The organism is Fictibacillus terranigra, from assembly GCF_030412265.1.
GTDB lineage: Bacteria > Bacillota > Bacilli > Bacillales > Fictibacillaceae > Fictibacillus_C > Fictibacillus_C terrinigri.
In genome coordinates this window covers 156,160-182,441 of sequence record NZ_JAUHLN010000006.1, presented here as the reverse complement: position 1 = coordinate 182,441, position 26,282 = coordinate 156,160, and the positions used below count along the sequence as shown (strand labels likewise).

General features: G+C 46.9%; 30 protein-coding genes. 26 read left to right on the top strand and 4 right to left on the bottom strand.

Features of this window, described 5'->3' with window-relative positions:
* The first annotated feature begins 115 nt into the window (after positions 1 to 115).
* The 12 genes from QYF49_RS22390 (at position 116) to paaX (ending at position 10,061) form a co-directional block, all read left to right on the top strand.
* Positions 116 to 1,441, top strand: coding sequence for a phenylacetate--CoA ligase family protein (locus QYF49_RS22390; protein WP_290401935.1), 1,326 nt, complete (start codon positions 116 to 118; stop codon positions 1,439 to 1,441).
* 129 nt (positions 1,442 to 1,570) lie between these two features.
* The gene (gene paaA, locus QYF49_RS22385; RefSeq protein WP_425589633.1) at positions 1,571 to 2,479 is read left to right on the top strand and encodes a 1,2-phenylacetyl-CoA epoxidase subunit PaaA; all 909 of its coding nucleotides are present in this window, start codon (positions 1,571 to 1,573) and stop codon (positions 2,477 to 2,479) included.
* 22 nt (positions 2,480 to 2,501) lie between these two features.
* Positions 2,502 to 2,849 (top strand): 1,2-phenylacetyl-CoA epoxidase subunit PaaB, encoded by a 348-nt coding sequence (gene paaB, locus QYF49_RS22380; RefSeq protein ID WP_290401815.1) that lies wholly within the window; start codon positions 2,502 to 2,504, stop codon positions 2,847 to 2,849.
* Entirely contained in the window at positions 2,846 to 3,652 is an 807-nt protein-coding gene (gene paaC / locus QYF49_RS22375) for a 1,2-phenylacetyl-CoA epoxidase subunit PaaC (protein ID WP_290401814.1), read from the top strand. Before paaB ends, paaC begins: the two co-directional genes overlap by 4 nt.
* Positions 3,653 to 3,683: 31 nt before the next feature.
* Complete coding sequence (paaD, locus tag QYF49_RS22370; protein ID WP_290401813.1) at positions 3,684 to 4,184, top strand: 1,2-phenylacetyl-CoA epoxidase subunit PaaD; 501 nt, start codon at positions 3,684 to 3,686, stop codon at positions 4,182 to 4,184.
* A gap of 93 nt (positions 4,185 to 4,277) precedes the next feature.
* A complete protein-coding gene (locus QYF49_RS22365) occupies positions 4,278 to 4,583 on the top strand; it encodes an EthD family reductase (RefSeq protein ID WP_290401812.1) in 306 nt (101 codons plus the stop codon).
* A complete protein-coding gene (locus QYF49_RS22360) occupies positions 4,576 to 5,355 on the top strand; it encodes an enoyl-CoA hydratase/isomerase family protein (protein ID WP_290401811.1) in 780 nt (259 codons plus the stop codon). Before QYF49_RS22365 ends, QYF49_RS22360 begins: the two co-directional genes overlap by 8 nt.
* A gap of 12 nt (positions 5,356 to 5,367) precedes the next feature.
* The gene (locus tag QYF49_RS22355) at positions 5,368 to 6,138 is read left to right on the top strand and encodes an enoyl-CoA hydratase-related protein (RefSeq protein ID WP_290401810.1); all 771 of its coding nucleotides are present in this window, start codon (positions 5,368 to 5,370) and stop codon (positions 6,136 to 6,138) included.
* A gap of 101 nt (positions 6,139 to 6,239) precedes the next feature.
* Complete coding sequence (locus QYF49_RS22350; protein WP_425589632.1) at positions 6,240 to 7,109, top strand: 3-hydroxyacyl-CoA dehydrogenase; 870 nt, start codon at positions 6,240 to 6,242, stop codon at positions 7,107 to 7,109.
* Positions 7,106 to 8,308, top strand: coding sequence for a thiolase family protein (locus QYF49_RS22345; protein ID WP_290401808.1), 1,203 nt, complete (start codon positions 7,106 to 7,108; stop codon positions 8,306 to 8,308). Before QYF49_RS22350 ends, QYF49_RS22345 begins: the two co-directional genes overlap by 4 nt.
* Positions 8,309 to 8,320: 12 nt before the next feature.
* Complete coding sequence (locus QYF49_RS22340) at positions 8,321 to 9,100, top strand: enoyl-CoA hydratase-related protein (RefSeq protein ID WP_290401807.1); 780 nt, start codon at positions 8,321 to 8,323, stop codon at positions 9,098 to 9,100.
* Positions 9,101 to 9,173: 73 nt separating this feature from the next.
* Entirely contained in the window at positions 9,174 to 10,061 is an 888-nt protein-coding gene (gene paaX / locus QYF49_RS22335; RefSeq protein WP_290401806.1) for a phenylacetic acid degradation operon negative regulatory protein PaaX, read from the top strand.
* Between the two features lie 52 nt (positions 10,062 to 10,113).
* On the opposite strand, the gene QYF49_RS22330 is transcribed toward paaX, so the two are convergent.
* Positions 10,114 to 10,626 carry a gamma carbonic anhydrase family protein gene (locus tag QYF49_RS22330; protein WP_290401805.1) on the bottom strand — a complete coding sequence of 171 codons (513 nt, stop codon included), beginning with the start codon at positions 10,624 to 10,626 and terminating at the stop codon, positions 10,114 to 10,116.
* Between the two features lie 72 nt (positions 10,627 to 10,698).
* Here QYF49_RS22330 and QYF49_RS22325 point away from each other — a divergent pair, with 72 nt between their 5' ends.
* The 4 genes from QYF49_RS22325 (at position 10,699) to QYF49_RS22310 (ending at position 14,629) form a co-directional block, all read left to right on the top strand.
* Positions 10,699 to 11,664: an NAD(P)H-dependent flavin oxidoreductase gene (locus QYF49_RS22325; protein ID WP_290401804.1), complete on the top strand. Its 966-nt coding sequence runs from the start codon at positions 10,699 to 10,701 to the stop codon at positions 11,662 to 11,664.
* Between the two features lie 99 nt (positions 11,665 to 11,763).
* A complete protein-coding gene (locus tag QYF49_RS22320; protein WP_290401803.1) occupies positions 11,764 to 12,753 on the top strand; it encodes an ABC transporter substrate-binding protein in 990 nt (329 codons plus the stop codon).
* Positions 12,754 to 12,840: 87 nt separating this feature from the next.
* Positions 12,841 to 13,860 carry an ABC transporter permease gene (locus QYF49_RS22315; protein ID WP_290401802.1) on the top strand — a complete coding sequence of 340 codons (1,020 nt, stop codon included), beginning with the start codon at positions 12,841 to 12,843 and terminating at the stop codon, positions 13,858 to 13,860.
* Positions 13,835 to 14,629, top strand: a complete 795-nt coding sequence (locus QYF49_RS22310) for an ABC transporter ATP-binding protein (protein ID WP_290401801.1) — start codon at positions 13,835 to 13,837, stop codon at positions 14,627 to 14,629. The genes QYF49_RS22315 and QYF49_RS22310 overlap by 26 nt, the downstream gene beginning before the upstream one ends.
* A 114-nt stretch (positions 14,630 to 14,743) precedes the next feature.
* On the opposite strand, the gene QYF49_RS22305 is transcribed toward QYF49_RS22310, so the two are convergent.
* Complete coding sequence (locus QYF49_RS22305; protein WP_354005868.1) at positions 14,744 to 15,070, bottom strand: HIT family protein; 327 nt, start codon at positions 15,068 to 15,070, stop codon at positions 14,744 to 14,746.
* 220 nt (positions 15,071 to 15,290) lie between these two features.
* On the opposite strand from QYF49_RS22305, the gene QYF49_RS22300 reads away from it, so the two are divergent.
* The 6 genes from QYF49_RS22300 (at position 15,291) to lpdA (ending at position 21,657) form a co-directional block, all read left to right on the top strand.
* Positions 15,291 to 15,686 carry a thioesterase family protein gene (locus tag QYF49_RS22300; RefSeq protein WP_290401800.1) on the top strand — a complete coding sequence of 132 codons (396 nt, stop codon included), beginning with the start codon at positions 15,291 to 15,293 and terminating at the stop codon, positions 15,684 to 15,686.
* A 69-nt stretch (positions 15,687 to 15,755) separates the two neighbouring features.
* Positions 15,756 to 16,856: a Leu/Phe/Val dehydrogenase gene (locus QYF49_RS22295; RefSeq protein WP_290401799.1), complete on the top strand. Its 1,101-nt coding sequence runs from the start codon at positions 15,756 to 15,758 to the stop codon at positions 16,854 to 16,856.
* A 28-nt stretch (positions 16,857 to 16,884) separates the two neighbouring features.
* A complete protein-coding gene (pdhA, locus tag QYF49_RS22290; protein WP_290401798.1) occupies positions 16,885 to 17,946 on the top strand; it encodes a pyruvate dehydrogenase (acetyl-transferring) E1 component subunit alpha in 1,062 nt (353 codons plus the stop codon).
* 1 nt (position 17,947) lies between these two features.
* The gene (locus QYF49_RS22285) at positions 17,948 to 18,943 is read left to right on the top strand and encodes an alpha-ketoacid dehydrogenase subunit beta (RefSeq protein WP_290401797.1); all 996 of its coding nucleotides are present in this window, start codon (positions 17,948 to 17,950) and stop codon (positions 18,941 to 18,943) included.
* An 11-nt stretch (positions 18,944 to 18,954) separates the two neighbouring features.
* Positions 18,955 to 20,208, top strand: a complete 1,254-nt coding sequence (locus QYF49_RS22280; protein ID WP_290401796.1) for a dihydrolipoamide acetyltransferase family protein — start codon at positions 18,955 to 18,957, stop codon at positions 20,206 to 20,208.
* On the top strand, positions 20,209 to 21,657 hold the full coding sequence (lpdA, locus tag QYF49_RS22275) for a dihydrolipoyl dehydrogenase (protein ID WP_290401795.1): 1,449 nt from the start codon (positions 20,209 to 20,211) through the stop codon (positions 21,655 to 21,657).
* 17 nt (positions 21,658 to 21,674) lie between these two features.
* Here the strand turns inward: lpdA and QYF49_RS22270 are convergent, their stop codons facing one another.
* Entirely contained in the window at positions 21,675 to 22,223 is a 549-nt protein-coding gene (locus QYF49_RS22270; RefSeq protein ID WP_290401794.1) for a helix-turn-helix domain-containing protein, read from the bottom strand.
* A gap of 95 nt (positions 22,224 to 22,318) precedes the next feature.
* Between QYF49_RS22270 and QYF49_RS22265 the strand changes: the two genes are divergently transcribed.
* The 4 genes from QYF49_RS22265 (at position 22,319) to QYF49_RS22250 (ending at position 25,639) form a co-directional block, all read left to right on the top strand.
* On the top strand, positions 22,319 to 23,044 hold the full coding sequence (locus tag QYF49_RS22265; RefSeq protein WP_425589622.1) for an AzlC family ABC transporter permease: 726 nt from the start codon (positions 22,319 to 22,321) through the stop codon (positions 23,042 to 23,044).
* The gene (locus tag QYF49_RS22260) at positions 23,034 to 23,345 is read left to right on the top strand and encodes an AzlD domain-containing protein (RefSeq protein WP_290401793.1); all 312 of its coding nucleotides are present in this window, start codon (positions 23,034 to 23,036) and stop codon (positions 23,343 to 23,345) included. Before QYF49_RS22265 ends, QYF49_RS22260 begins: the two co-directional genes overlap by 11 nt.
* 386 nt (positions 23,346 to 23,731) lie before the next feature.
* Positions 23,732 to 24,607: a Cof-type HAD-IIB family hydrolase gene (locus tag QYF49_RS22255; RefSeq protein ID WP_290401792.1), complete on the top strand. Its 876-nt coding sequence runs from the start codon at positions 23,732 to 23,734 to the stop codon at positions 24,605 to 24,607.
* A 162-nt stretch (positions 24,608 to 24,769) separates the two neighbouring features.
* A complete protein-coding gene (locus QYF49_RS22250) occupies positions 24,770 to 25,639 on the top strand; it encodes a glycerophosphodiester phosphodiesterase (protein WP_425589621.1) in 870 nt (289 codons plus the stop codon).
* Between the two features lie 172 nt (positions 25,640 to 25,811).
* Here the strand turns inward: QYF49_RS22250 and QYF49_RS22245 are convergent, their stop codons facing one another.
* Complete coding sequence (locus QYF49_RS22245; RefSeq protein WP_290401791.1) at positions 25,812 to 26,198, bottom strand: GntR family transcriptional regulator; 387 nt, start codon at positions 26,196 to 26,198, stop codon at positions 25,812 to 25,814.
* Positions 26,199 to 26,282 lie beyond the last annotated feature (84 nt).

Below are 26,282 nucleotides of genomic sequence, written 5' to 3'. Positions count from 1 at the left end.
AACGATAAGATTTAGTAAATAGTATTACATATATAATTTAAACGAAAATAAAACGTCATACTGAACGGCTGAAAATGAAAGGGCTTTCATACTAAAAAAGAGGTGAATGAAGTTGATTTTTAATCGGGAAATGGAATGCATGGAACGAGAGGAAAAGCAGGAACTTCAATTATCAGGACTAAAGAAAACGATTGAAAAGGTATATGAAAGGGTTCCTTTTTACCGAAAAACATTTGCAGAGAAAGGGATATCACCCGAGGAGATTCATTCACTGGAGGACATAAAAAAATTGCCGTTCACCGTAAAAAAGGATCTTAGGGATCATTACCCCTTTGGCCTTTTTGCTGTGGAGACAAAAGAGCTTACGCGCGTTCACGCTTCTTCGGGGACGAGCGGCAAGCCTACTGTTGTTGGTTATACCGCTAAGGATATTGAAAACTGGAGCGAAATGGTGGCAAGGTGTATCGCGATCGGAGGAGGAGAGCCGGGCAAATTTCTTCATAACGCCTACGGATACGGACTGTTTACCGGAGGGCTTGGCCTTCATTTCGGTTCTGAACGGCTTGGGATGGTGACGGTGCCGGTTTCCGGCGGCAACACAGAACGCCAAATCTTACTCATTGAAGATTTTGAGCCGGAAGTGATATGCGGTACTCCGTCCTATATTCTCACCATCGCAGAAAGAATGGAGAAAATGGGGAAAGATCCCCGATCGACTTCATTAAAATACGGCATCTTTGGAGCTGAGCCATGGTCAGAGGAAATGCGTGCGGCGCTAGAGGATAAGCTGAATATCAAAGCGATGGACATCTATGGGCTAAGTGAAGTAATGGGGCCAGGTGTAGCTATGGAGTGCCATGAAGCACAGGATGGACTGCACATTATGGATGACCATTTTCTTGTGGAGGTGATCGATCCTGAAACCCTTGAACCGGTTGCTGAAGGAGAAACGGGAGAACTGGTGTTTACAAGTTTAACGAAGGAAGCTTTTCCGGTCATTAGATATCGAACCGGTGATATTGCTTCTCTTCAAACAGAGAAATGCGCATGTGGGCGTACATCCGTCCGGATGTCTCGGGTTAAAGGCCGGATTGATGATATGCTCATTATCCGCGGAGTGAATGTTTTCCCTTCTGAAATTGAAAATTGTCTTCTGAAAGCAGCGGATCTTGTACCTCATTATCAGCTTCATGTACATTCCGAGGGGCTGAAAGAAAATGTTCACCTGTACGTTGAAATCACTGAGGATTGTTTCACACGCATGGAACAAAATCTTGACCATGAGGAATTGGAACTGCTCAAAGAACGGGTTAAACACGCGGTTAAAAGCAGCTGTCTTGTAAATCTCGAGATCCATCTGCTTCCGCCAGGCTCCATTCCAAGGTCTGAAGGGAAGGCGGTTCGTGTGATCAGACATAAAACCGCTCAATTAGGTGTTTAGCTGGTTGTTATTTATATGACGATAATTTATAATAACGGTAAATAAACGTAATATAATGAGGAGGGGCTAATTGTGCAGGCAGGTCTTAGCTTTGAACAGTTAACGAACGATGAAAAGCACCAGCACTTTATGGATCGGATCAACCGCGGCGAAAAGATTGAAGCCGATGATTGGATGCCGGATGATTATAGAACAAGTTTGATCAGACTCATTTCCATGCACGGCATTTCGGAAATAATGGGAGCGCTTCCGGAAAAGGAGTGGGTGCCAAAAGCACCGTCACTTCACCGTAAATTGGCCATTATGGCAAAAGTTCAGGATGAGATGGGGCACGGACAGCTGCTGCTTCGTGTAGCAGAAGACCTGATGGCCCCGCTCGGGAAAACAAGAGAAGACATCATGCAGGACCTGTTCTCCGGCCGGCTGAAATTCCATAATGTTTTTCACATGGAAGCTCCGACGTGGGGGGATGCAGGAATGATCGCTTGGCTCGTGGATGGGGCTGCCATCATTTCACAAAGCATGATGCTTGACTCATCCTACGGCCCATACGCCAGAGCATTAAAACGCATCTGCGCTGAGGAAGTTTTCCATGCACAGCACGGAGAGAGCATTATTCTCGCTCTTGCTGAAGGCACACCTGAACAGCGTGCATTGCTGCAGGATTCCCTGAACCGATGGTGGAAATCACTGATCATGTTCTTTGGACCAAAATCTGCAAAGGAAACCGGCAACTCTAATGCAGACAAAAACATTATGTATAAAATCCGGACGAAAACCAATGAGGATCTTCGCCAGGAGTTCTTCACCAAATATATTCCGCGAATCTGGGCGCTCGGGCTCACCATTCCGGATGAAACGATACATTTTGACGAGGAAACAAGGATGTGGGTGTATGAGGACGTGGATTGGAAGGAATTTAAGCAGATCGTTTCCGGAAACGGCCCTCGTTCACAGGATCGTTTGGATTTGAGAAGGCGGTCCTACGATAGCAATGGATGGGTGCGTGATGCACTGGCTGCCCAAAAGGCGATCTAGAGCGGAGGAGAGTGGATAAATCATGGGCGAAAACGGAAATCAATTCTACAACGTGTATGAAGTTTTCAGCAAGAAGACGGAAAAAGCTCCGTTTCAGCATCAGTTCAGCCTTCTGGCGCCGAACGCTGATATGGCTCTTGTCATGGCAAAGGAAAATTTTTTTCGCAGGGAGCCAGTGGCTGATATCTGGGTCGTCAAACGGGAGAACATCCGCGGATTATCGCAAGGAGAGAGGGAGATGCTCAAGAAGCTCGATAAAGATTATAGGGAAACCAAAGGATACGGCTACCTGAAGAAAAAATGGCGTGATTACAACCAGGAGCAGTTTACAGAAAAGCACATCATGGGCGGAAGGGAAGAGAGCCGATGAACACTGAATCAATGCATCAACAGGAAAGAACAGAACTGAAAGAACTGATCTATCAGCTGGCAGATGATGATTTTATCCTCGCGTACAGAGGATCGGAATGGCTCGGGCTCGCCCCGCATATCGAAGAAGACGTGGCTTTTTCTTCCATCAACCAGGACATGATGGGGCATGCTTCTATGTACTATCATCTCCTCGAGGATCTTGGGGAAGGGGATGCGGACCGCATTGCACATCTTAGAAAGCCGGAGGAATTCCGCAATGCCATCCTTCTCGAAATGGTGAACGGAAGAGGAACCTATCTTGATAAACCGGACTATGACTGGGCATTTGCTGTAGTAAGAAATTACTTTTATGCGATCCATAAACAAGTTCGTCTGGAGTCACTGAGGGTTTCTTCATATGAACCACTGGCAAATGCAGCAAAGAAGATCATGATGGAGCAATATTACCACTTGATGCACTGGGAAATTTGGTTTAAACAGCTGGTAACGAGCACAGATGATGCGAGGCAGCGCATGCTCATTGCCGTGGATAAAGTATGGAAGGAATTTGGCGGGGTCCTGACCCTCGGTCCTTCCTATGGAGAATTTGTAAAAGCCGGATTGATTGAAGATGAACCACTGCTGAAAAAACGCTGGCTGAACAGGATCGAGAAGGTGTTTAAGGAAACCGGAATCGAGCTTGCCGGAGAACCGGCGATCGAGAGCGGGAACGGCCGTAAAGGCGAGCATACTCCGGATCTTGCGGAAGCTTTGGCCACTCTATCCGAAGTTTATGCGACCAACCCGGCATCCGGCTGGTAACAGAAAGGCGGGACCGGAAAGGAGAGACAGCATGGTCACACAGCCTATGAATCTCAAGGATAAAGTGTTATTAGCGCTAAAAGAGGTGAAAGACCCCGAGATGGATTCAGTCAGTATATTGGACCTTGGAATGATTGAAGACATTGAGGAAAGCGAAGGCTCTGTACTTATTAAGGCGCTGCCTACGTTTGTCGGCTGTCCGGCCCTTCCGATCATTGAAAGGGATATCAAACGGGCTGCCAGTGCGGTAGAAGGTGTGAAAAATGTGGTAGTGAAGTTTGTGTATAAACCAGCCTGGACGACGGACAGGATTACTGATGAAGGAAAAAAGAGATTAAAAGAGTTTGGAATCGCTCCTCCCCCGGCAGACCATGTGATGGGGGAACCTTGGAGCATCGATTGTCCTTACTGCGGATCAGCCTATGTAACCATGGAAAATATATTTGGGCCGACCGCCTGCCGCAGCATCCTGTATTGCAAGTCTTGCAAAAATCCATTCGAGGCGATGAAGCCAGTAGCCGATATGAACTGAAAGAAAAAGGTGAAAAAGACAGTTTTATAGAAAAGGTTTAATGCTGCCTCAATACGTCGAACCACCAAATAAACAGTCGAAAGGAAGATACTGATGGTAAAATTGATCGCACTTTATAAAACTCCGGAGAACAAGGAAAGTTTTGATGACCATTATTTCGGCACACATACAGAAGTAACGAAAAAGATTCCAGGGCTTCGCAAAATGGAGGTCACAAAGATTGTAGGTTCACCGATGGGAGAAAGCAAATATTACTTGCTCTGTGAAATGTACTATGACGATCATGAGTCGTTGAAAGCAGGCATGAAATCCGCTGAAGGAAAAGCTTCCGGAAAAGATTTGATGTCCTTTGCCGGTGAGCTTGTCACTTTGATGATCGGTGAGGAAGTGAATGAGTAAATTTACAACGATAACGGCAAAAGTTGAAGAAGACGGCATTGCACTGATTGAGCTCAACCGCCCTAAAGTGCTGAATGCCATAAACCGAAGTATGGTATCTGAGCTTCTGTCTGCTTTTGAGCAATTTGACCGTGATGGCCGAGTGAAAGCCATCGTTCTTACCGGAAACAACCGTGCATTTGCGGCCGGGGCTGATATCGATGAGATGATGAATGACGACGCCATCACGCTTGAACTGCTTAACCAGTTTAAGGACTGGGATCAGCTGCACACCATTAAAAAACCGATCATCGGCGCAGTAAGCGGATATTGTTTCGGTGGCGGATTTGAGCTTGCCCTGTGCTGTGACATCCTTTTCGCATCCGAAAAAGCGCAGTTCGGTTTTCCGGAAATCAAGCTTGGCGTGATGCCTGGCGCAGGAGGAACTGTGAAGCTGACCAAGCTTATGGGTCAGAAGAAGGCTCTGGAATGGCTGTGGCTCGGTGAACCGATGTCTGCGAAGGAAGCACATCAGCACGGGGTGATCAATAGGGTAGTAGCTCCTGAACTCGTGTTGGAAGAAGCTGTGAAATTCGCACGAACCATCGCCTCAAAAGCGCCGCTCTCCTTAAGATTGATTAAAGAGACGGTCTACAAAGCGGTTGATGATTCGGTTCTTGACGGCATGCAGTTTGAAAGGAAAAACTTCTACCTGCTGTTTTCATCTGAAGACCAAAAAGAAGGCATGAAAGCTTTTGCTGAGAAACGGCGGGCTAATTTCAAAGGCAAATAAGGAGGGATACCGATGTTTGAAACGATCATGTACGAAACAAGAGCCGGAGTGGCATGGATTACACTGAACAGGCCTGAAAAGCTCAATGCGTTCACAAGTGTGATGCACAAAGAGATGCTTTCCGCTTTAAAAATGGCTGGCAAAGATGAAGAAGTCCGTGCTGTCGTCATCACCGGCGCAGGGCGAGCGTTCTGCTCCGGACAGGACCTTGGGGGAAGTGAAAACCCGGATTACGGTGAAGTTCTCCGCCAAGGCTATAATCCAATGGTGCAGGCACTTGTTTCCATTGAGAAGCCGGTCATCGCAGCTGTAAACGGAGTGGCGGCAGGTGCCGGAATGAGCCTGGCACTTGCATGTGATTTCAGGGTGGCTTCTGATAAAGCCAGCTTTATTGAAGCATTCATCCATGTAGGCCTGGTACCGGACTCCGGCAACCTGTATTTCCTGCCCAGGCTGGTAGGACATGCCAAGGCGATGGAACTTGCTGTTTTAGGTGAGAAGGTTACTGCTGAACAGGCAAAGGAATTCGGCCTTGTTACTAAGGTTGTTTCCGATGCAACGTTCGTTCAGGAAGTGGAGACGTTTGCGGTTCGGCTGGCCAACATGCCGACGAAGGCGATCGGTTTGATCAAACGTTATATGAATAAAAGCTGGGAGAGCGATCTGACAGAGGTTTTGGAATACGAGGCGCTTGCTCAGAAAACCGCTGGGGGCACAGTGGATCATAAAGAAGGGGTCACAGCTTTTATGGAGAAACGAAAGCCCGTTTTTACAGGAAAGTGATTCAATAAGTGGCTTTATAAGCTTATACGTATATAAAAGCGGGCTGCAGCAAGGCTCGCTTTTTGCCGACATTCAGGGAACGCAGAGGAGGAGAACCATTGATGCAGTCCATCGTTGTTATCGGATCAGGAGTAATGGGAAGGGGGATTGCCTACAGTGCAGCGGCAGGCGGTTTCCACGTACAGCTTGTGGACGTACAGGAGAAAGCTTTAAAAAATGCTGAAGCCGAAATAGAATCCATTTTTTCGAAAGGGGTTGCCAGAGGAAAGATAACGGCAGAAGAAGCAGAAGCAGCGAAACAGCGTCTCTTTTACTCAGGCAATATGTCAGAAGCCGCAAGAGGTGCGGATCTGATCATTGAAGCCGTACCGGAAAATCTTGAGATCAAAAAAGCGGTATTTACCGAGCTTGATCAAGCGGCGCCAAGCCATTGTTATTTGGCGACCAACACATCGACCATGAGCCCGACAGAGATTGGTTCATTTACACAGCGGCCTGAGAAGGTTATCGCAATGCATTTCTTTAACCCGGTCCATAAGATGCCGCTTGTTGAAATTGTCAGAGGACATGAGACGAGCGATGAAACAGCAGCTGCTGTTAAAGAGGCAGCCGGGCGGATGGGCAAGGAAACAGTCATTGTTAACGAATTTCCTGGCTTCGTGACGAGCCGCATCTCGGCCATGGTCGGAAATGAAGCGTTCTATATGCTGCAGGAAGGCGTAGGTACTCCGGAAGAAATCGATAAAGCGGTCAAACTTGGTCTCAACTATCCGATGGGTCCATTTGAACTCGGCGATTTGGTCGGTCTGGATACACGACTGAACAATTTAAACTATCTGCATCAGACCCTGGGAGAAAAATACCGTCCATGCCCGCTGCTGGTAAAGTATGTGAAGGCGGGAAGGCTTGGACGCAAGACCGGCCGCGGCGTCTATGATTATATGACGGAGAAGGGCGGCGTAACCAAATGAGAGAAGCGGTAATTGTCGATGCCGTAAGGACGCCGATCGGCCGATACAAAGGCGGTTTGAAAAATGTCCGGCCGGATGATCTTGCGAGTATTGCCATTAGGGCGCTGTTGAAGAGAAACCCGAATGTACCAGCCGCAGACATTGAAGAGGTTATACTTGGAAACGCAAATGGAGCTGGAGAGGATAATCGGAATGTAGCTCGCATGGCTGCATTACTGGCTGGACTTCCTGTAGAAGTCGGCGGTACGACGATCAATCGATTGTGCGGTTCTGGTCTTGATGCGGTTATTTATGGAGCAAGGGCAATCATGGCGAATGAGGGGGACATCTTCATTGCCGGCGGAACGGAAAGCATGACGAGAGCACCTTTTGTCATGGCCAAGCCGGATGCAGAGTTTCCGCGCGGTGACATGAAGATGTTTGACACAACGATCGGCTGGCGGTTCATCAATCCGTTCCTTGACGAAAAATATGGCACGGATTCCATGCCTCAGACAGCAGAAAATGTGGCGCAGCGTTATAATATTTCCCGTGAGGCCCAGGACAGCTTTGCGGCACAGAGCCAGCACAGGGCCCAGAAAGCGATTGAATCGGGGCGCTTGAATGAAGAAATCGTTCCAGTGGTCTTAAAAGATAGAAAAGGCAATGAAAGCATTTTTGACAAGGATGAGCATCCTCGACCAGGTACAACGGCTGAAAAATTGTCAGAACTCAAGCCGTTGTTTGCCGGCGGTACGATTACTGCAGGAAATGCTTCCGGCGTGAACGACGGTGCAGCAGTGCTGTTGTTGATGAGCGCTGAAAAAGCGAAAGAATTGGGTGTGAAGCCGCTGGCGCGTTATAAGGCTGCTGCTGTGGCGGGACTTGAGCCGTCAGTGATGGGGCTCGGCCCGATTGAAGCGAGCAGAAAAGCGGTGCAGCGGGCCGGCATCACGCTGGATGACCTCGGACTGATCGAGTTGAACGAAGCCTTTGCTTCACAGTCACTGGAGTGCATCAAACAGTTGGAGCTTGATCCTGAAAAAGTAAATGTGAACGGAGGGGCCATCGCTTTTGGACATCCGCTTGGAGCGAGCGGCGCAAGAATTCTTACATCACTGATTCATGAGATGAAGAAGAGAAACGTGCAGCATGGGCTCGCGACGATGTGTATTGGTGTAGGCCAGGGCATCGCTGCCGTCGTTGAAAATATAGAGTAAGGGGAGAATGAAATGCCGGAAGCCATACTTTTTGAGGTAAGAAACCATATTGCTTACGTTACGTTAAACCGTCCGGAAGTGCTCAATTGTTTTAACTACCCCACACTGAAGCGGTTGGGTCAGGTCGTTGAGGAGATCCATCATGATCAAGGCATCCGTGTCGTCATTTTCACAGGAGCAGGAGAAAAGGCATTCAGTGCAGGGGCGGACCTTAAAGAGAGGCGTACTCTGCCGGAAGCGGATGTTAAGCGCAACGTGCGGAAAATCAGGGATGTGTTCTCCAGTATTGAGGCGCTTCCGCAGCCTACGATCGCTGCGATTAACGGCCATGCGTTCGGCGGGGGGTTTGAGCTGGCACTTGCTTGCGATCTCAGAGTTTCTGTTGATTCAGCTTCAATGGGACTCACTGAGCTTAGCTGGGCGATTATTCCGGGTGCAGGCGGCACACAGCGGCTTCCACGGCTGATTGGGCAGGCGAAAGCGATGGAGCTGATTTTGACAGCGAAAAAACTGAGGGCGGATGAAGCCTGGGAATACGGCATTCTGAATAAAACGGTATCGAGAGAAGCGCTCATACCGGTTTGTGAAGAGTATGCAGCGGCCATACTAAAGAACGGGCCGATCGCTGTACAGCAGGCGAAGTACTCCATCAAGCATGGTATGGAAACGGACCTGCAGACAGGGCTTGCGATCGAGGCTAAAGCCTATGAAGTGACCATCCCTACAAAAGACAGAGTGGAGGCGCTGGAAGCCTTCAGTGAAAAAAGGGCTCCTGTTTTTAAAGGGGAGTAGGGCTTGTTCTGCTCAAGCTGTTTTGGTAGGATAAGAGTCATCAAAATTGACAGTAAGCAAATGAGGGACAGTCATGCAAAACAGTTTAAACACGCGTTCAATGATTTTTACGCTGTATGGAGATTACATACGCCATTACGGCAATGAAATATGGATTGGAAGCCTAATCCGTTTACTGGAGGAGTTCGGCCACAACGAACAGGCGGTAAGGGCAGCCATTTCCCGTATGAACAAACAGGGCTGGATCGTGTCGCGAAAGCAGGGGAATAAGAGTTTCTATTACTTGACTCCGCGCGGAGCCAGGCGAATGGATGAGGCAGCCAAACGGATATTCAAGCTTCAGCCTGAGAAGTGGGATGGTACATGGTACATGTTTACGTATACTATTCCGGAAGAAAAGAGAAGCATCAGGGACGAACTAAGAAAAGAATTGGTATGGAGCGGGTTCGGTCTTTTGGCCAACAGCTTCTGGATCTCTCCCAACAACCAGAAGGAGCAGATCAAGCAGATGATGGAGAAATACGAGATTCAGGATTTTGTTCACTTTTTCACGGCGAAATACGAAGGGCCGCATGAAAACGCTCAGCTTGTTAAAGAGTGCTGGGATCTGGCAGAAACCAATCAAAAATATGATGAGTTCATCAAAACGTACTCCCAAAAGTATGTGATTGATAAGAATAAGATCGAAAAAGGCGAGATGACAGATGGCGAGTGTTTTGTGGAACGGACTAAGCTGGTGCATGAATACCGCAAGTTCCTGTTTGTTGATCCCGGGCTTCCTCAGGAACTCCTTCCATCAGACTGGCTCGGTGATTATGCGGCATCCTTATTTGGAGACTATTACAGAACTCTCGCCGGACCTTCCAGCCGGTTTTTTGAAGAGATCTATCAAGAAGGCAATGAACTGAAAAGAGACAAATCCTACAACGCCATGAACCATCCGCTCATCCAGGAACTGTAGATTTGTAAACAAAAGCACTTTCATCCTGAGCGGGAAAGTGCTTTTTTCACCTTTATTTTAGCTCCTTCTTTAACATCTGTCCTTTTTGCTGATACGTTTCAATCGTTATGCGGATAATCTCAAGGTCCTTGGCGTTCAACTCCCGGATGACCTGCCCCGGAGCACCCATCACCATCGTACGGGGCGGAATCTTTTTTCCGGGAGGAATAAGGGCGTTAGCACCTATAAAGGCTTGTTCACCGATCTCAGCGCCATCGAGGATTGTCGCTCCCATGCCGATCAGCGCCCCTTTTCTGACCGTACATCCATGAAGGATCACATTGTGGCCGATTGAAACTTCATCCTCAAGAACGAGAGGATACTGTTCGTATAGATGCAGTGTACAGTTATCCTGGACATTGCACCGGTCCCCGATCGTGATCGGCCCTTCATCCGCGCGAAGGACGCTGTTAAACCAGATGCTGGATTCTTTACCGATTTTGACATCGCCAATGATATGTACGCCAGGCGCTATAAAAGCGCTTTCATCAACTTGCGGCTCTTTTCCGTTAAATGTGTAATTCATAGAATAGATCCTCCCTGTTGTTTTGACTATGGTTATTAAAAGTATAACAGATTCGTAGAAAGGAGTAACAAAATGAACCCTGTATGCAAAATTTTAGGCATCCAATTTCCCATTATCCAAGGAGGGATGGGAAATGTCAGCAACGCACAGCTGACGGCAGCTATCTCGAACGCAGGTGGACTTGGAACGATTGGGGTGGGAACAATGCTTCCTGAAGAAGTGGAAGCGATGATCGTTGAGACGGTTTCGAAAACATCGAAGCCGTTCGCTGTCAATGTCCCACTCACTGTGGCTTCAAATGTAAAAGAAATTTTTCAGCTGATCATGAAGCATTGCGTGCCGGCCGTAGCCTTATCAGCGGGCAATCCGGCTCCTTATATTCCGAAGCTGAAGGAACACGGCATCAAAGTGATCTGTGTGGCCGCTTCCGTCTATCATGCAAAAAAGGCAGAAGACGCAGGAGCCGACCTTATCGTGGCAGAAGGGTATGAGGCAGCAGGTTTGAATTCTCCATTTGAAACGACCACAATGACGCTCATTCCGCAGGTAGCCGACGCGATTAAGGTTCCACTGATTGCAGCTGGAGGCATTGGGGATGGAAGAGGTATCGCTGCCGCGATGATGCTCGGGGCAGACGGCGTGCAGCTCGGAACGAGATTCATAGCGGTTAAGGAGGCGCCTTTCCATCATCGGTATAAAGAAGCGCTCATTCACGCAGATGACCGAGGCACAGTCGTCGTTGGCCGGTCGGTGGGCAGAATCCGGAGATTGATGAAAGCACCTTATGCCGAGAAGCTGCTATCGCGGGAGTCAAAGGGCATTACGCTCGAAGAATTTAATGCATTGACGACGGAAGACCAGCACATTGCTGGTGCTGTAAAGGGGGATTTTGATCGAGGCTTCATCAACAGCGGGCAGATTGCAGGACTCATTCGCGACTTGCCGAGTGCAAGTGAGCTGATACAGAAAATGATGGATGATGCCTGTACGGCAGTGAGCCAAAGGAACAGCGCGCTGTCCCAATGGCAAAAACGGTAAGAGACCTTTAAAAGGAAAAGGATTTATAATATAATTAATTTTGAAAATAGTTTGAAAACTTTTTTCGAGCGTCTGCTGAAGTTAAAGGGGGAAAAGAGAATGAAGAAATGGAAAGGTTTACTCGGTGTATCACTGGCTGGAATGCTTCTGCTTGCAGGCTGTGGAGCAACGAAAGAAACGAGTAGTGAGGAGAAAAGCGGCAAGGAAATCAAGATCGGCGTTACTCAGCTTGTTGAGCATCCATCGCTTGACGCAGCCTACAAAGGCTTTAAAAAAGCCATCGAAGCCAACGGGCTGAAAAATGTAAAATATGACTTCCAAAACGCACAAGGGGATCAGAACAATTCCCAGACGATCGCTAAAAACCTTGTAGGTGAAAAAGTCGATCTTATATTTGCCAACACTACACCAAGTGCCCAGCATGCTCTTAACGCAACACAAGATATCCCGATCGTATTTACCTCCGTAACCGATCCGGTAGGTGCAAAGCTCGTCCAAAGCTTTGACAAGCCAGGGGAAAATATAACGGGAACAACAGATACCCACCCTGATGCCATTCCAAAAACGATAGAGTTCATCGACAAGCAGACCGATGCCAAATCAGTCGGGCTGATTTACAACAAAGGAGAACAAAACTCTGTTGCACAAGTAGACCTTGTGAAAAAAGAGCTGAAGAAATCGAATCTTAAGCCTGTGGAGGCCAGTGTTTCAACCTCTGCAGATGTCAAGCAGGCTGCGGAATCACTGGTAGGACGTGCAGATGTATTCTACATCATTACTGACAATACTGTCGTTTCTGCCCTTGAATCGGTGATCAGTGTATCTGAGGACAAGGATATCCCGATGTTTGCCGGAGAGCTGGATTCTGTCAAACGAGGAGCTTTTGCAGCTTACGGATTCGACTATTATGATATCGGCTATGAAGCCGGGCAGATGGCAGCCAAGATTCTAAAAGGTGAAAAGAAGCCGAGCGAAATCAACGTTCAGTACCCTCAAAAGCTGAAACTCGTCATCAACAAGAAGGCGGCAGAGGCCATGAATGTCCAACTGAAACCTGATTGGGACTCGATGGCTGAATATATAAAGTAAGTCTCGCGTGCTGGGTTTGGCGCACCGCTGTTGGCCAAACCCCAGTACGTTTTTTCGATAGAAACGGTTTCTAGGGGAGGAATTCAGATGTTTGCACTCTTTAGCGCTTTGGAATCTGGTGTGATCTATGCCATTATGGCACTTGGTGTTTACCTGTCGTTCCGTATACTCGACTTTCCGGACTTAACGGTAGATGGAAGCTTTGTCACGGGGGCGGCCATATCTGCCGGCTTAATTGTACACGGACAGAGTCCTTTCATCGCCACTCTGGCAGGAATGCTCGCTGGTTTTATCGCAGGGTGTTTTACCGGCATTTTACATACAAAAGGCAAAATCAATCCGCTTCTTTCCGGAATCCTAATGATGATCGCTCTTTATTCTATCAATCTCAGGATTATGGAGCAGCGGTCCAATGTGCCCCTATTAGGAGAGGGCACTATCTTTTCTATAACCACTTCCTATTGGCAGAAGCTGGGACTCGACAGCATGCTTAATCAGCTGTTCACAGCGATTGGACTGGGAGATAGTCTGCCGAAAACGTGGGGCATCTTTATTGTTATGGCCATTGTGACCCTGCTTATCAAATGGGCAGCCGATTGGTTCCTGAAAACGGAGATCGGGCTTGCACTCCGGGCAACTGGGGACAACAAGCGCATGATTCGAAGCTTTTCAGCAAACACGGATGGCTTAACGGTTCTGGGCCTCGGATTGTCCAATGCACTGGTCGCTTTTGCGGGGGCTCTCATCGCGCAATACGGCGGATTTGCCGATGTCGGGATGGGAATCGGTATGATTATTATCGGTCTCGCTTCGGTCATCATCGGTGAAGCATTGTTCGGAACGAAATCTATTGCCCGTGCAACGCTTGCTGTTGTATTAGGAGCTGTTGTCTACCGTATCATCATTGCTTTTGCTCTTCAGATCGAATTTTTTGAAACCGGGGATTTGAAGTTGATCACTGCGCTGATCGTAGTCTGTTCTCTCATCCTGCCTAAATTGCTGGAAGCCAGAAAAGAACAGGCAAGAAAAACAAAGAGAAAGCTGACGAACGGCAAGTCAATGGACAGAAAGGGTGAGGAGATTGCTGCATCTAAACTCGGTTCATAAAATTTTTAATGAAGACACCCCTGATGAAAAAATTGGACTTTCCAATATCAATCTGAAACTTGAGCCTGGAGACTTCGTCACGGTTATCGGAAGCAATGGAGCTGGAAAGTCAACCTTAATGAATGTCATTTCGGGCGTCCTGTTTCCTGATGCCGGCGAGATCAGAATCAAAGGAAAAAACATCCTCTCACTGCCTGAACATAAACGGTCCAGGTTTATCGGAAGAGTCTTTCAGGATCCGATGGCTGGAACCGCACCGACAATGACAATCGAGGAAAATCTGGCGATGGCTTATGCACGAAATAAAAGAAGAACCCTCAGACGGGGCATTACAAAAAGATCGAGGGATTTCTTTCAAGAAGCGGTAAAGTCTCTTCACCTCGGGCTGGAAAACCGCTTTACTGCCAAGGTCGGCCTGTTATCAGGCGGTGAACGGCAGGCGTTATCGTTGCTGATGGCAACCTTTACAGAGCCGGATATCCTTTTGCTGGACGAGCATACAGCTGCATTGGATCCATCCCGTGCAGCATTGATCACAAAATTAACAAAACAGATCGTGGCTGAACATGGCCTCACCACAATGATGGTCACTCATAACATGCAGCAGGCCATTGATCTTGGAAACCGGCTGATTATGATGGATAAAGGCCAGATCATCCTGGATGTTGATGAAGTCAACAAAAGGTCTTTAACCGTTGAAAGTCTTCTTAATGAGTTTCAGCGCATACGGGGAGAAAAGATGGCAAGCGACAGGGCGCTTCTCTCTTAATTCTTCTGGAAAAACAAAAGCTGTGTTCCAACCGGGACACAGCTTTTATTCGTTTTGGGGGCGTTTGTTGGAGGAGCTTTTGAGCCAGGAGCGAATTCCTCTTCCTCATAAGGCTCATCCGCAAAACGAGGGATGACATGGATGGGCATGGGGGATATGCTGGCCGCTGACTTCACCGCAGTTCCATCCGATATTGAAGCCATCCGGTTTCAATCGGCGGTGAACGTATTTCTTGGCATCGGCCAGAAGGCTGTAAGTATCATTCCATTCTTCCTGTGTCAGATCAAACACAGACGGCCGGTGAGCTTTAGGAATGATCAATTCGCTTCCTTCAAGGATCAATTGATGCTGCGGGCTTTGAATATAAAGACACGTTTTGTTTTCTAAGACAATCTGCTGATCATCCAGATCGAACGGCTGGCATAATAGACAGTTGTCCATATTTTTTCACTCCTTCGAACTACACTTTTTCACAGTCCTGATAGTTTGTATAGATTTGAAATCTTCAGGCTATTCATTGACTGATTATTCAACACAATGATATTATTACGTTAAGAAAACGTTATATGATTATCGTGCATGAGGGCATGGGCCATTAGCTGGAATATGTCCTCATTGTCTGCGGTCATACAAATGCTTGTAACTACTAAGAGGTGATTTCATGAAACCAGGGATGAAAATCGGTGATACAGCAACCATTACGGCTGTTGTTACGCCTGATATGTTTGCGCAGTTCGAAGGAAAACTTGTTCATCGCGCTTACTCGACCGTATCAATGGTTTATCATATGGAGTGGGCTGCGAGACAAATTATTCTGCCTTACCTCGAAGAAGATGAGGAAGGAATCGGCGGAGGGATCAAAGCTTCGCATCTTGCCCCTACACCTGAAGGAATGAAACTTGAGATAACGGCAACTCTTACAGAACTGAAAGGAAGAGCAGTCATCTGCAAAGTCGAAGTAAGAAATGAGAAAGCAGCAGTAGGAGAGGGAGAGGTGACACAATACATTCTTCCAAAAGAAAAAATTTCTCAGAGGCTGCATGAAATGACCATCTGAACACCATAAAATGAAAGCGCTTACTTTAAAGCGACAAAGAGATAAAGGATTACCGAGGGGGAAGAAATCATGTTTGAAAAGATATCACAGCATGAACAGGTGGTATTCTGCAACGATCCATCCAGCGGCTTGAAGGCGATCATCGCAATACATAACACCACGCTTGGGCCGGCGCTCGGAGGCTGCAGGATGCGTCCGTACAAATCGACGGATGAAGCACTCGAAGATGTACTCCGGCTTTCTAAGGGAATGACATATAAGTGTGCCGGAGCTGACGTGGATTTTGGGGGAGGTAAGTCGGTGATCATTGGTGATCCGACGACAGATAAATCCCCGGCACTGTTCCGTGCGTTTGGACAATTCGTGGACTCGTTGAACGGACGTTTTTATACAGGCACAGACATGGGAACGACACCAGATGATTTTGTGCATGCCTTGAAAGAAACCTCTTGTATCGTCGGCGTACCGGATGAATATGGCGGCAGCGGAGATTCGTCGGTTCCTACCGCACAGGGTGTCATATACGGACTGAGAGCAACCCTTCAGGCGCTGTATGGCTCAGAAGATCTTTCCGGAATGTCTTACAGCATTCAGGGGCTCGGGAAAGTGGGCTATAAGGTAGCGGAGCATCTGGTCGCAGCTGGTGCTCATGTGTATGTTACCGATATTAATCAGGAGGCGCTGAAGAACATCGTGGAGCAGTCAGAGCTTCTTCCTGGAACAGTGCAAATTGTTGGGGGCAATGAGATCTACGGAGCGGATGCGGATATATTTGTTCCATGTGCGCTCGGAGGTGTGGTTAATGACGAAACCATCGACAGGCTCAAGGTCAAAGCGGTTGTGGGAAGTGCGAATAATCAGCTGCTCGAAGATAAGCATGGAATCTATCTTCAGCAGAAAGGAATTCTTTACGGGCCTGATTATATCGTGAACGCCGGCGGGCTTATTCAGGTTGCTGATGAGCTCTACGGGCCGAATAGGGACCGGGTGCTGAACCAGACAAGAGCCATCTATGATTCTCTTCTGGCAATCTATAAACAGAGCAAGGAACAGAATCTATCTACGATGGAAGCCGCCAACCGCTTCTGTGAGGACAGGATTGAACACCGTAAGAGGCGAAACAGTTTCTTTTCCCATGATACAAGGCCGAAATGGAAGGTCCGGCATTAATATGGAGTCTATTAAAGGGGGAGTTAATGTGGAAAGTCAATTTCCGAAGAAGCAAATTTTAAACGAAGACGGAAAGCTGGCAGATGATTCATATAAAATCAGACTGACAGAAGAGCTTGTGAAAAGCCTCTACACAAAAATGCTGAGAGCCCGCCTCTTTGACCGCAAAGGAGTAAATCTTCAGCGGCAAGGCCGTATTGGAACATATGTGCCGTTTGAAGGCCAGGAAGCGGCGCAAATCGGCAGTGCCATGGCGATGGGAGAAGGAGACTGGATGTTCCCTACCTACCGTGACCACGGGGCGACATTAACGTTCGGACACTCTGTAAAGAATGTGCTTCTCTATTGGAAAGGCCGTCAGGAAGGCTGTATTCCACCCGCTGGAAAGAACATTTTTCCACCTGCCGTGCCAATTGCTTCCCAGCTTCTTCATGCTGCCGGGACCGCATGGGCTGAAAAGATGAAAGGAACAGACCGCGCCTCCATCGTTTACTTTGGAGACGGTGCGACCTCGGAGGGAGATTTTCATGAGGGCCTTAACTTTGCGAGTGTTTTTAATCTTCCTGTAGTCTTTTTCAACCAGAATAACGGTTTTGCGATCTCCGTTCCAATAGAAAAGCAAATGAAGGCGAAGACTATCGCCCAAAAAGCGCTCGGCTATGATATTGAAGGTATAAGACTGGATGGCAATGATGTATTTTCAGTGTACTTCCATACAAAAGCAGCCATAGACAAGGCAAGGGCCGGAGGAGGACCGACTCTAATTGAAGCGGTGACCTGGAGGTATGGTGCCCATACGACTGCCGATGACCCGTCCAAATACAGAGATCAAAACGAGAGTCTGATCCGGCGTGAAACGACCGATCCTCTCATCCGGCTGGAGAAGTATATGAAGCTGGAGAACATGTGGGATACCCAGTGGTCAGCAGATCTTGAAAAAGAATTAACAGCGGAAATCGAGGCGGCTGTAAAAGAGATGGAAAACGAACGGCCGCCGCACGTCAATGATATGTTTGACCATGTATTTGCAGAAAATCCATGGACGATCAATGACCAAAAAGAAGCCTATGCGCTTATGAGGGGGGAGTAAGATGACGACAGCAGTTGAAACGAAAAAGCTGACACTTGTTCAGGCAGTAACGGACGGACTTCGAACGATGATGAAGGAACATGAAAACGTGATTGTTCTAGGTGAGGATGTAGGGCGGAACGGAGGAGTGTTCCGTGCCACTGACGGATTGATGGATGAGTTTGGCGAAAAGCGGATCATCGACACGCCGCTGGCCGAATCAGGCATCATAGGGACATCCATCGGGCTTGCGATGAACGGCTTCCGCCCTGTGGCAGAAATGCAGTTCCTGGGATTTATCTATCCAGCCTTCAACCAGATTATGACCCATGCTTCAAGGATCAGAGCCAGAACACTCGGTGCATTTACCGTCCCGATGGTTATCCGTGCACCGTTCGGAGCGGGGGTGCGCGCGCCTGAAATTCACTCTGATTCGGTGGAAGCTCTGTTCACTCACATGCCGGGAATTAAAGTGGTAGTTCCTTCAAACGCCTATGATGCCAAGGGGCTGCTGATCGCGAGCATTGAGGATCCGGACCCGGTGCTGTTCCTTGAGCCGATGAGATGCTACAGGAGCTCCAAAATGGAGGTGCCAGAAGGAAAGTACACGGTTGAAATCGGGAAGGGAAGTGTTCTGAAAGAAGGAGAACACGTCACGGTCTTGACCTATGGAGCGATGGTTGACCCAGTGTTAAAAGCAGCAGAGCAAGCGGAAAAGCATGGTATACATGTGGAAGCTATTGATTTGCGTACCCTTTATCCGCTAGATAAAGATCTCATTGCACAAAGCGTCCAAAAGACAGGCAGAGTGGTCATCGTGCACGAGGCGCCGTCTACTGGAGGGCTTGGGGATACGCTTGTCTCTTTGATCAATGACACTTCATTCCTTTACATGAAAGCGCCTGTGGAGCGTGTTACAGGTTTTGATACACCAGTTCCGATGTTTGCACTCGAAGATCATTATCTGCCTGACAAGGCCAGGGTGACATCAGCAATTCATAAGGTGATTAACTTTTAGGAGGCTGTAAAATGGTTGAAGTAAAATTGCATGATATAGGCGAAGGAATGCATGAGGGAGAAATCATCCATTTCTTTGTAAAACCCGGTGACACGGTTTCCATTGACCAGCCTCTTGTTGAAGTCCAAACAGACAAAGTGACGGCAGAGCTTCCATCACCGATCGCCGGCAAAGTGGCCGACATCCTTGTAAAGGAAGGAGAAACGGTCACTGTCGGTACCGTTCTGCTTACGCTGCAAGGAGAAGGGGCGGTTCAAGAGGCTAAAAAAGAGATGAACTCACCGCAGGACGTGCAGAACATGACGCCCCAGAACCCTGAACGGGAAGCATCTCTCGCGACGCTGACAAAACGGGTGCTGGCTGCACCATACACCCGGAAAATCGCTAGAGAGCAGGGCATTGACATCGAGCAGGTAACGGGCACGGGGCCGGCAGGAAGAATTACTGAGGAAGATGTACTCTCATTTGCAAAACAAAGAACAGAACCCAAATCAGACGAGCAGCCAGCAGCTGCTAAGCCCGCTCTCAAACAGAAGAAAGAAAGTAGTATACCTGCGGAAGCAGATACCATTCCATTTAGAGGACGCAGAAAGCAAATAGCAAAAAAGATGACAAAATCGCTGTTCACGATCCCGCATGTCACCCATTTTGAGGAAGTGGATATGACGAATTTGCTTGAATTGAAAAAACAGATGAAAAGTCTTGATCCTCTTAATAACAAGGGCTTTAATGTTTCAGTCGCCGCATTTTTTGTAAAAGCGATTCAGCTTGCTCTTCAGGATTTCCCGATTTTCAACAGTAAACTGGATGAAGAACATGAAGTTATCCGACTTGAGAAGGAAATAAATATCGGGATCGCCACAGATGCTGAGGACGGCTTGATCGTACCTGTAATCAGGAATGTTGAACGCAGAAACATTAAAGACATTAATTCTGATATGAAAGTTAAGATATCGAAGGCGAAAGAAGGCGGGCTCACAAGAGAAGAGATGACGGGCGGCACCTTTACGATCTCTAATGTCGGGCCGCTGGGAAGCATGGGTGCAACCCCGATCATCAATCATCCCGAAGTGGCTTTAATAGCTTTTCATAAAACGAAGAAAATGCCTGTGATCATTCAAGACGAGATCCAAATCAGATCGATGATGAATCTTTCAATGTCGTTTGATCACCGTGTTGCTGACGGGGCGACCGCAGTACAATTTACAAATCGTTTCAAAGAGCTGATTGAAAATCCTTCTGTCATGGTATTGGAGCTGATATAAATGGTCGTTGGAGAATTTACTCAAAAGCGGCAGCTGATCATAGCCGGCGGCGGGCCTGGGGGCTATAATGCAGCCATTCGGGCGGCACAGCTCGGCATGGAAGTCACCATCATTGAAAAAGATAAGCTGGGCGGTGTCTGCCTGAATACGGGGTGCATTCCCTCGAAGACATTGACGCACGCGGCTGCGGCTTATGCTTCACTTCCTCACTTGAACGAGATGGGTATCCAGACAGGCGCGCCTGGATTTGAACTGCAAAATTTTAAAGAGTATCAGCAAAAAACAGTATCTGCTCTGCAAAAAGGGGTAGAAGCCCTTTGCAAAGCGAACAAAATCGAAGTGATCAAAGGTACAGCTACCTTTATGTCGGAAAACCGGATCGGTGTGGATTCCGGCCATCATTATGAGATGTATGAGTATGAGCGTGCGATCATTGCCGTTGGAGCTTCTCCTGTAATGCCGGAGGGAATTGCTCCGGTGGAAGGAAAGATCATCAGCGCCAATGATCTGCCGACCCTTCATGAGCTTCCGGAGCATCTTGTGGTCAGCGGATCAGATTACATTTCGCTTGAAACGGCAGTGGCTTATCGGAACCTGGGATCTAATGTGTCAATCTTCTGTATGGACGATACGTTTGGACTCGATGAAACGGTAGCTAAAGAGCTGCACCGTGTTCTAAAAAAATTAAAGATAAAGGTATTCAAAAACAGCACGTTGCTTGAAGCTTGTTCATATGAAAGCCATGTCGCCATTACCGTTCAAACCGATCAGGAAAAACTGACGCTTGAGGGGAGCCACCTGCTTATTTCCGGTCAATACAAGCCAAACACGCAAGGCCTTGGATTGGATTTTTTAAAGATGAGCACCGATGACCAAGGATTCATCGTCATAAATGAATATGGCGAAACAAGTGTGAAGGGCATCTATGCTGTTGGTGACTGCACGATCGGCATAAAGCTTGCCAGCAAGGCGATCAAACAAGGAAAGGTAGCCGCTGAACGTATCAGCGGCATGAACTCAACCTTTAACCTGGCCCTTGTGCCCCTTGTTATCCATACTGTTCCTCCGATTGCCTCAGTCGGGATGACAGAAGGAGAAGCAAAGCAGGAGGGATACAAGGTGAAGACCGGTCAGTTTGCAATGGGCGGAAACGGGTTTGCCGGTCTTGCCGGACAAAAGGAAGGCCTGACCAAATTGGTGATGGATGAAGAGAACGAGCTCATTCTAGGTGTTCATATGATGGGTGCCGGAGCTGCAGAGTTAATACAGTCAGGCACAACAGCCCTTGAAATGGTAGCCAGAGAGGAAGACCTCGCTTATCCTGTTTACGCCCATCCATCATTAAGTGAAGCATGGCTTGAGGCGGTCGAGAACGCATCGGGAAAAGCGATCCATATACCGCCTTCGCGTAAAAAGGCAGCGACCCGGAAAACAACCTTCCACGTCTAAGGAAGGTTGTTTTTTCATTATGGGTAATAAATGATCATGATTAATTTTGCAGGGCCCCTTCCCTGATTCTTATAAACATGGACGTAGTCTGCAGCAAAACGGATGTTTTGACCTGAAGACAATTGGAAGTCCTCCCGATGAACCGTTAATGAGAGGGATCCCTCTTGCAAGAGTAGGTATTCCTCCACCCCAGGGGCATGTGGTTCAGAGGTATAATGGCATCCAGGAAGAAGCTCCACAGCATAAATCTCAAATGACTTTTTAGGTTCTATCGGAAAAAGAGGGGAGACAAGGAATGTTCCGTCCTGGTTTTCAATGGGTTCGACATCCGCAGTGTTTACTTGTTTTATCGCTGGCTGATTTTCCTCCAGAAAGGAACTGAATGATACGCCTAATCCATTTGCGATTTTCCACAGTGTACTAACGGTAGGGTTGGATTCTCCCCGTTCAATCTGGCTCAGCATCGGTTTTGAAACTCCTGTTGCTTTAGCTGCTTGATCGAGGCTCCAGTTCTTTTGTCCTCTCATGGCTTTTAATCTTCTGCCGATGACTTCATTCAAATTCATACAAAAAATCCCCTTGTCGTTTTATATGATATAACATACAATATGTATAATATAACATATAAATGGTTAAGGAAGCTACTTAAGGAGTGTTCGACATGATGCTGCCATTCCCTGCTGAAGAAAAGGAAAGCCATCCATTTCTTACTGGTGTTCAAGCAGGTCTTTCCATTGCGATAGGGTATTTGCCCGTGGCTTTTACCTATGGCCTGCTGGCCAAGTCCAGCGGTTTGTCGTTGGTTGAGACCGTAGGCATGAGTATGATCGTCTTTGCCGGTGCATCCCAGTACATTGCTCTTTCCATGATCGGAGCCGGGACTGGGGCATTTGAAATTATCATTACTGCGTTTATTATGAACATCCGCCACCTGCTGATGAGCGCTTCATTAAACGAAAGAATGTCTGAGGACGCGAAGTGGATTAAAGCGGTTTACGGTTTTTTGATTACGGATGAGACGTTTTCAGTAGCAGCTACACGTACAGAAAAAAAGCTGCGTTCTGCTTTTATGCTTGGCCTGGGCTTGATCGCCTATGGAAGCTGGGTCATCAATTCTGGCGTTGGCTTTTTAATTGGATCGGGCCTTCCTGAAACCGTCCAAAATGGCATGGCTGTAGCTCTATATGCGATGTTTATCGGATTACTGGTTCCCTCTGCCAAAAAATCGCGAAAAGTCATTGCATTGGCTGGAACCGCCGCCTTTTTAAACTCTCTTTTTTCTCTGTATGACCCGCTGTCAGGCGGTTGGGGAATCATTTTATCTACACTTTTATCTGCCGCAGCTATTGAATTTTTTATGACGGAGGAGAATGTTTATGGAGAGTAGCTTGCTTTGGATGATTGCTGGTATGGGAGTTGTTACATATCTTCCGAGGGTTTTGCCTCTTGTCCTCATCAATGCAGACCGGATTCCTCCAAGACTGCAGCGGATACTGAAAAATGTTCCTTTCGCTATACTCGGGGCATTGATTTTTCCTGGAATATTGCATATTAACGAGGATAGCATGTGGTTTGGATTACTCGGTGCCTGTGTTGCAGGAGCCGCTGCCTATCTAAATTGGAACATCATTTTAGTGGTATTAAGCTCTGTGGCTGCTTTAAGCCTTTGTTCCTTCTTTATGAACTGAAAATTGTTCTTATCGCAATCGATGTATGTTAGGATGGGTATCCAATAGACAGGAGGCGAATAGTATGGGTTTACACCTTTTTCGATTTGCTGCGATTGGATTGTTTTTCAACAGACGCTTTTTCGCTTATACTTTTTCAATCACTAGAAGTTGTTCAAGCGTTCATCGATGTGTTTACAGGTTTTTTTCATAACGATTAATGGGTAAAGAGCAATAGTGCTCCTTTTTAGAAAAAGAGCTAACAAAGCTCTTTCTTACAAAAAGGGCTTTGTTAGCTCTTTTTTTATTACCGTAAATGCGCTTGCGTTTTCGTTAAGAGTTAAGGTAATGTATTGGAAAAAAGGGGTACACTGAAAAAAGGAAAGACAGAGATAAAGGATGATGAGATGAAACTGATAGCCATAGATATGGATGGAACACTAGTAAGCAAGCAATTGAAAGTCACCAAAGCGAATAAAGAAGCCATTGAAAAGGCCAGGGAAGAAGGTCATATGGTGGTCATTGCTACAGGGCGTTCATTTGATGAAGCAAAGTACACATTGAGTGAAGCAGAGCTGTATCTTCCTTTGATCTGTGTGAACGGGGCTGAGATTCGTTCGGATAATTGGGAAAAGGTAACAAGCATCCCTATCCCGTCCAAGCAATATTTTGATATTGAAAAGGCGCTCCGGGCGAATGATATCTATTATGAAGTGTATACGAGCGAGGGAACCTACACCGATAACCGTGAAAAAGCGTTTAAAGTCATGAAAGACATCGTTCTGACATCCAATCCTGAAGCCACTGAAGACGATGTTCATAAAGCGGCTTTGAGGCGATTTAAATTGGGAACCGTAAATTTTATCAGCGATTACGACATGTTGATGGAGAAAGAGGGTCTTGAAATTTACAAGGTTTTGGCCTTTTCCAGCGAACAGGAAAAGATCGCAAACTCGGTGGACATGCTAAGAAAAATTGATCACCTGGCTGTCAGTTCATCCGCAAATAACAACCTTGAGATTACGAATGCGGATGCACAAAAAGGAGTGGCCCTTGAGAAATTTTCCAAACTGCACAATATCAGCCTGAAAGATACGATGGCGATCGGCGACAATTATAATGATGTATCCATGCTTGAAAAAGCGGGCATCAGCGTTGCCATGGGGAATGCTTACGATGAAATTAAACAAATCGCTATGCATGTGACCAAAACAAATGATGAGAGCGGAGTGGCCTATGCGATCGAAAATTATTTAGAAGAAAAGAAGACGAGCCTTGCTTAACAGGCTCGTCTTTTTTTGTTCTGATGTTGCGGGGGTCATTTATAAAAATTACAATATTCATATTTTCTAAATATTTGTTTACCCCTTATTTACGCCTGCTTAAACAGTGATTAACACTCCATTGGTACGCTTGATCTGTTCGATAAAGCGGAAGGGGAGAACATGTTGAGCAAAAAAATGACTTCTTTACTTAGTGCGGCGGTTCTTGGAGCCAGCCTGTTTGCAGCGCAGAATGCCGATGCGGAATCCGTTCAAAAACATCATGACGTACTTGACGTTGCCCATCGGGGTGCATCGGGATATGCTCCGGAACATACGCTCACCTCCTATCATATGGGTGACAAGATGCATGGGGATTACATCGAAATTGATCTTCAAATGACGAAAGACGGCAAGCTGATCGCTATGCATGATGAAACCGTTGACCGTACAACAAACGGAACGGGAAAGGTGAAAGATTTTACATTAAAACAAATCAAACAGCTGGATGCGGGTTCCTGGTTTAATGAAAAATACCCACAATATGCAAAGCCGATGTACAAGGGCCTTAAAGTACCGACACTTGAGGAAATTTTCAAGACATTTGGCAAAAACAAAAATTACTACATCGAAACGAAATCACCAGATGTGTATCCGGGAATGGAAGAAAAGCTCCTCCACCTCATTAATCAATACCATATTAATAAAGACACGCTGCTCGTTCAATCATTCAGCAAAGACAGCCTGTTGAAAGTACACAAGCTGGATCCGTCTTTAAAATTAATCCAGCTTCTGGAATATAAGGAGCATGCGGTCCTAACAGACCAGGACCTTAATTCGTATAAACAATATGCAGCTGGAATCGGACCAAACTTTAATTATCTCGATAAGGCCTATGTACAAAAAGCAGTAAGAAGCGGTTTGGAAATTCATCCTTACACGGTTAATGAAACAACAGACATGAAAAGATTGATGGATTGGGGAGTTACAGGAATGTTTACGAATTTCCCTGACAGACTTCATCAGATGATCAAGAAAAATGGCCAGGATTAAACTCACCGCCATGTTAAAGCAGAAAAGCCGCTCAGGCCTGAGCGGCTTTTCGCTATTTTTTTGGGATTAGCGTGCACCTGCTCCAATCATCCAGTTTATTGAAGCGCGGTGAACATCCAAAAGCTCACCCAACAGGTTAAACAATCCGGCAGGCATAAATAAAAAAATAAAGCTAAGTACTACCACCAAGTTCATCCAAATAGTGTTCTGCCATTTTTATAAATTCAGTCCGATCAATTCCCAGATACAATGCCTCGATCACCAATTGTTTCAGGCTCTGTTTAAGAGCTTCTACTTTTTGTTCGTCCGCTTTTGGCACGATGCATTCTGCAACGAATGTTCCTTTGCCTCTGAGCGTCTCTATGATTCCCTGCCGCTCCAGTTCCTGATAGGCTTTGCTGACCGTATTCGGATTAATGACAAGACTGGATGAAAGCTCTCTGACCGAGGCGAGTTTATCACCGGGAAGCAGAATTTTCTTAAGGATCAGTTCTTTAATCTGATGAATGATTTGTTCCCAGATGGGGGTACTGCTGCGTGGATCCAGATGTAGAAGCACATTCATCCTCCTTTATAAGTGTATTATTGTATGCAGTACACTTAAAACAATAAGATATTAGGAAAACAAAGTCAACATGGATCG

Bases quoted from the DNA above. Each gene is read 5' to 3' on its own strand.
- paaA (WP_425589633.1), top strand. From the start codon at position 1,571: ATGGATCGGATCAACCGCGGCGAAAAGATTGAAGCCGATGATTGGATG.
- paaB (WP_290401815.1), top strand. From the start codon at position 2,502: ATGGGCGAAAACGGAAATCAATTCTACAACGTGTATGAAGTTTTCAGC.
- paaC (WP_290401814.1), top strand. From the start codon at position 2,846: ATGAACACTGAATCAATGCATCAACAGGAAAGAACAGAACTGAAAGAA.
- paaD (WP_290401813.1), top strand. From the start codon at position 3,684: ATGGTCACACAGCCTATGAATCTCAAGGATAAAGTGTTATTAGCGCTA.
- QYF49_RS22365 (WP_290401812.1), top strand. From the start codon at position 4,278: ATGGTAAAATTGATCGCACTTTATAAAACTCCGGAGAACAAGGAAAGT.
- QYF49_RS22360 (WP_290401811.1), top strand. From the start codon at position 4,576: ATGAGTAAATTTACAACGATAACGGCAAAAGTTGAAGAAGACGGCATT.
- QYF49_RS22355 (WP_290401810.1), top strand. From the start codon at position 5,368: ATGTTTGAAACGATCATGTACGAAACAAGAGCCGGAGTGGCATGGATT.
- QYF49_RS22350 (WP_425589632.1), top strand. From the start codon at position 6,240: ATGCAGTCCATCGTTGTTATCGGATCAGGAGTAATGGGAAGGGGGATT.
- QYF49_RS22345 (WP_290401808.1), top strand. From the start codon at position 7,106: ATGAGAGAAGCGGTAATTGTCGATGCCGTAAGGACGCCGATCGGCCGA.
- QYF49_RS22340 (WP_290401807.1), top strand. From the start codon at position 8,321: ATGCCGGAAGCCATACTTTTTGAGGTAAGAAACCATATTGCTTACGTT.
- paaX (WP_290401806.1), top strand. From the start codon at position 9,174: ATGCAAAACAGTTTAAACACGCGTTCAATGATTTTTACGCTGTATGGA.
- QYF49_RS22330 (WP_290401805.1), bottom strand. From the start codon at position 10,626: ATGAATTACACATTTAACGGAAAAGAGCCGCAAGTTGATGAAAGCGCT.
- QYF49_RS22325 (WP_290401804.1), top strand. From the start codon at position 10,699: ATGAACCCTGTATGCAAAATTTTAGGCATCCAATTTCCCATTATCCAA.
- QYF49_RS22320 (WP_290401803.1), top strand. From the start codon at position 11,764: ATGAAGAAATGGAAAGGTTTACTCGGTGTATCACTGGCTGGAATGCTT.
- QYF49_RS22315 (WP_290401802.1), top strand. From the start codon at position 12,841: ATGTTTGCACTCTTTAGCGCTTTGGAATCTGGTGTGATCTATGCCATT.
- QYF49_RS22305 (WP_354005868.1), bottom strand. From the start codon at position 15,070: ATGGACAACTGTCTATTATGCCAGCCGTTCGATCTGGATGATCAGCAG.
- QYF49_RS22300 (WP_290401800.1), top strand. From the start codon at position 15,291: ATGAAACCAGGGATGAAAATCGGTGATACAGCAACCATTACGGCTGTT.
- QYF49_RS22295 (WP_290401799.1), top strand. From the start codon at position 15,756: ATGTTTGAAAAGATATCACAGCATGAACAGGTGGTATTCTGCAACGAT.
- QYF49_RS22285 (WP_290401797.1), top strand. From the start codon at position 17,948: ATGACGACAGCAGTTGAAACGAAAAAGCTGACACTTGTTCAGGCAGTA.
- QYF49_RS22280 (WP_290401796.1), top strand. From the start codon at position 18,955: ATGGTTGAAGTAAAATTGCATGATATAGGCGAAGGAATGCATGAGGGA.
- lpdA (WP_290401795.1), top strand. From the start codon at position 20,209: ATGGTCGTTGGAGAATTTACTCAAAAGCGGCAGCTGATCATAGCCGGC.
- QYF49_RS22270 (WP_290401794.1), bottom strand. From the start codon at position 22,223: ATGAATTTGAATGAAGTCATCGGCAGAAGATTAAAAGCCATGAGAGGA.
- QYF49_RS22265 (WP_425589622.1), top strand. From the start codon at position 22,319: ATGATGCTGCCATTCCCTGCTGAAGAAAAGGAAAGCCATCCATTTCTT.
- QYF49_RS22260 (WP_290401793.1), top strand. From the start codon at position 23,034: ATGGAGAGTAGCTTGCTTTGGATGATTGCTGGTATGGGAGTTGTTACA.
- QYF49_RS22255 (WP_290401792.1), top strand. From the start codon at position 23,732: ATGAAACTGATAGCCATAGATATGGATGGAACACTAGTAAGCAAGCAA.
- QYF49_RS22250 (WP_425589621.1), top strand. From the start codon at position 24,770: ATGTTGAGCAAAAAAATGACTTCTTTACTTAGTGCGGCGGTTCTTGGA.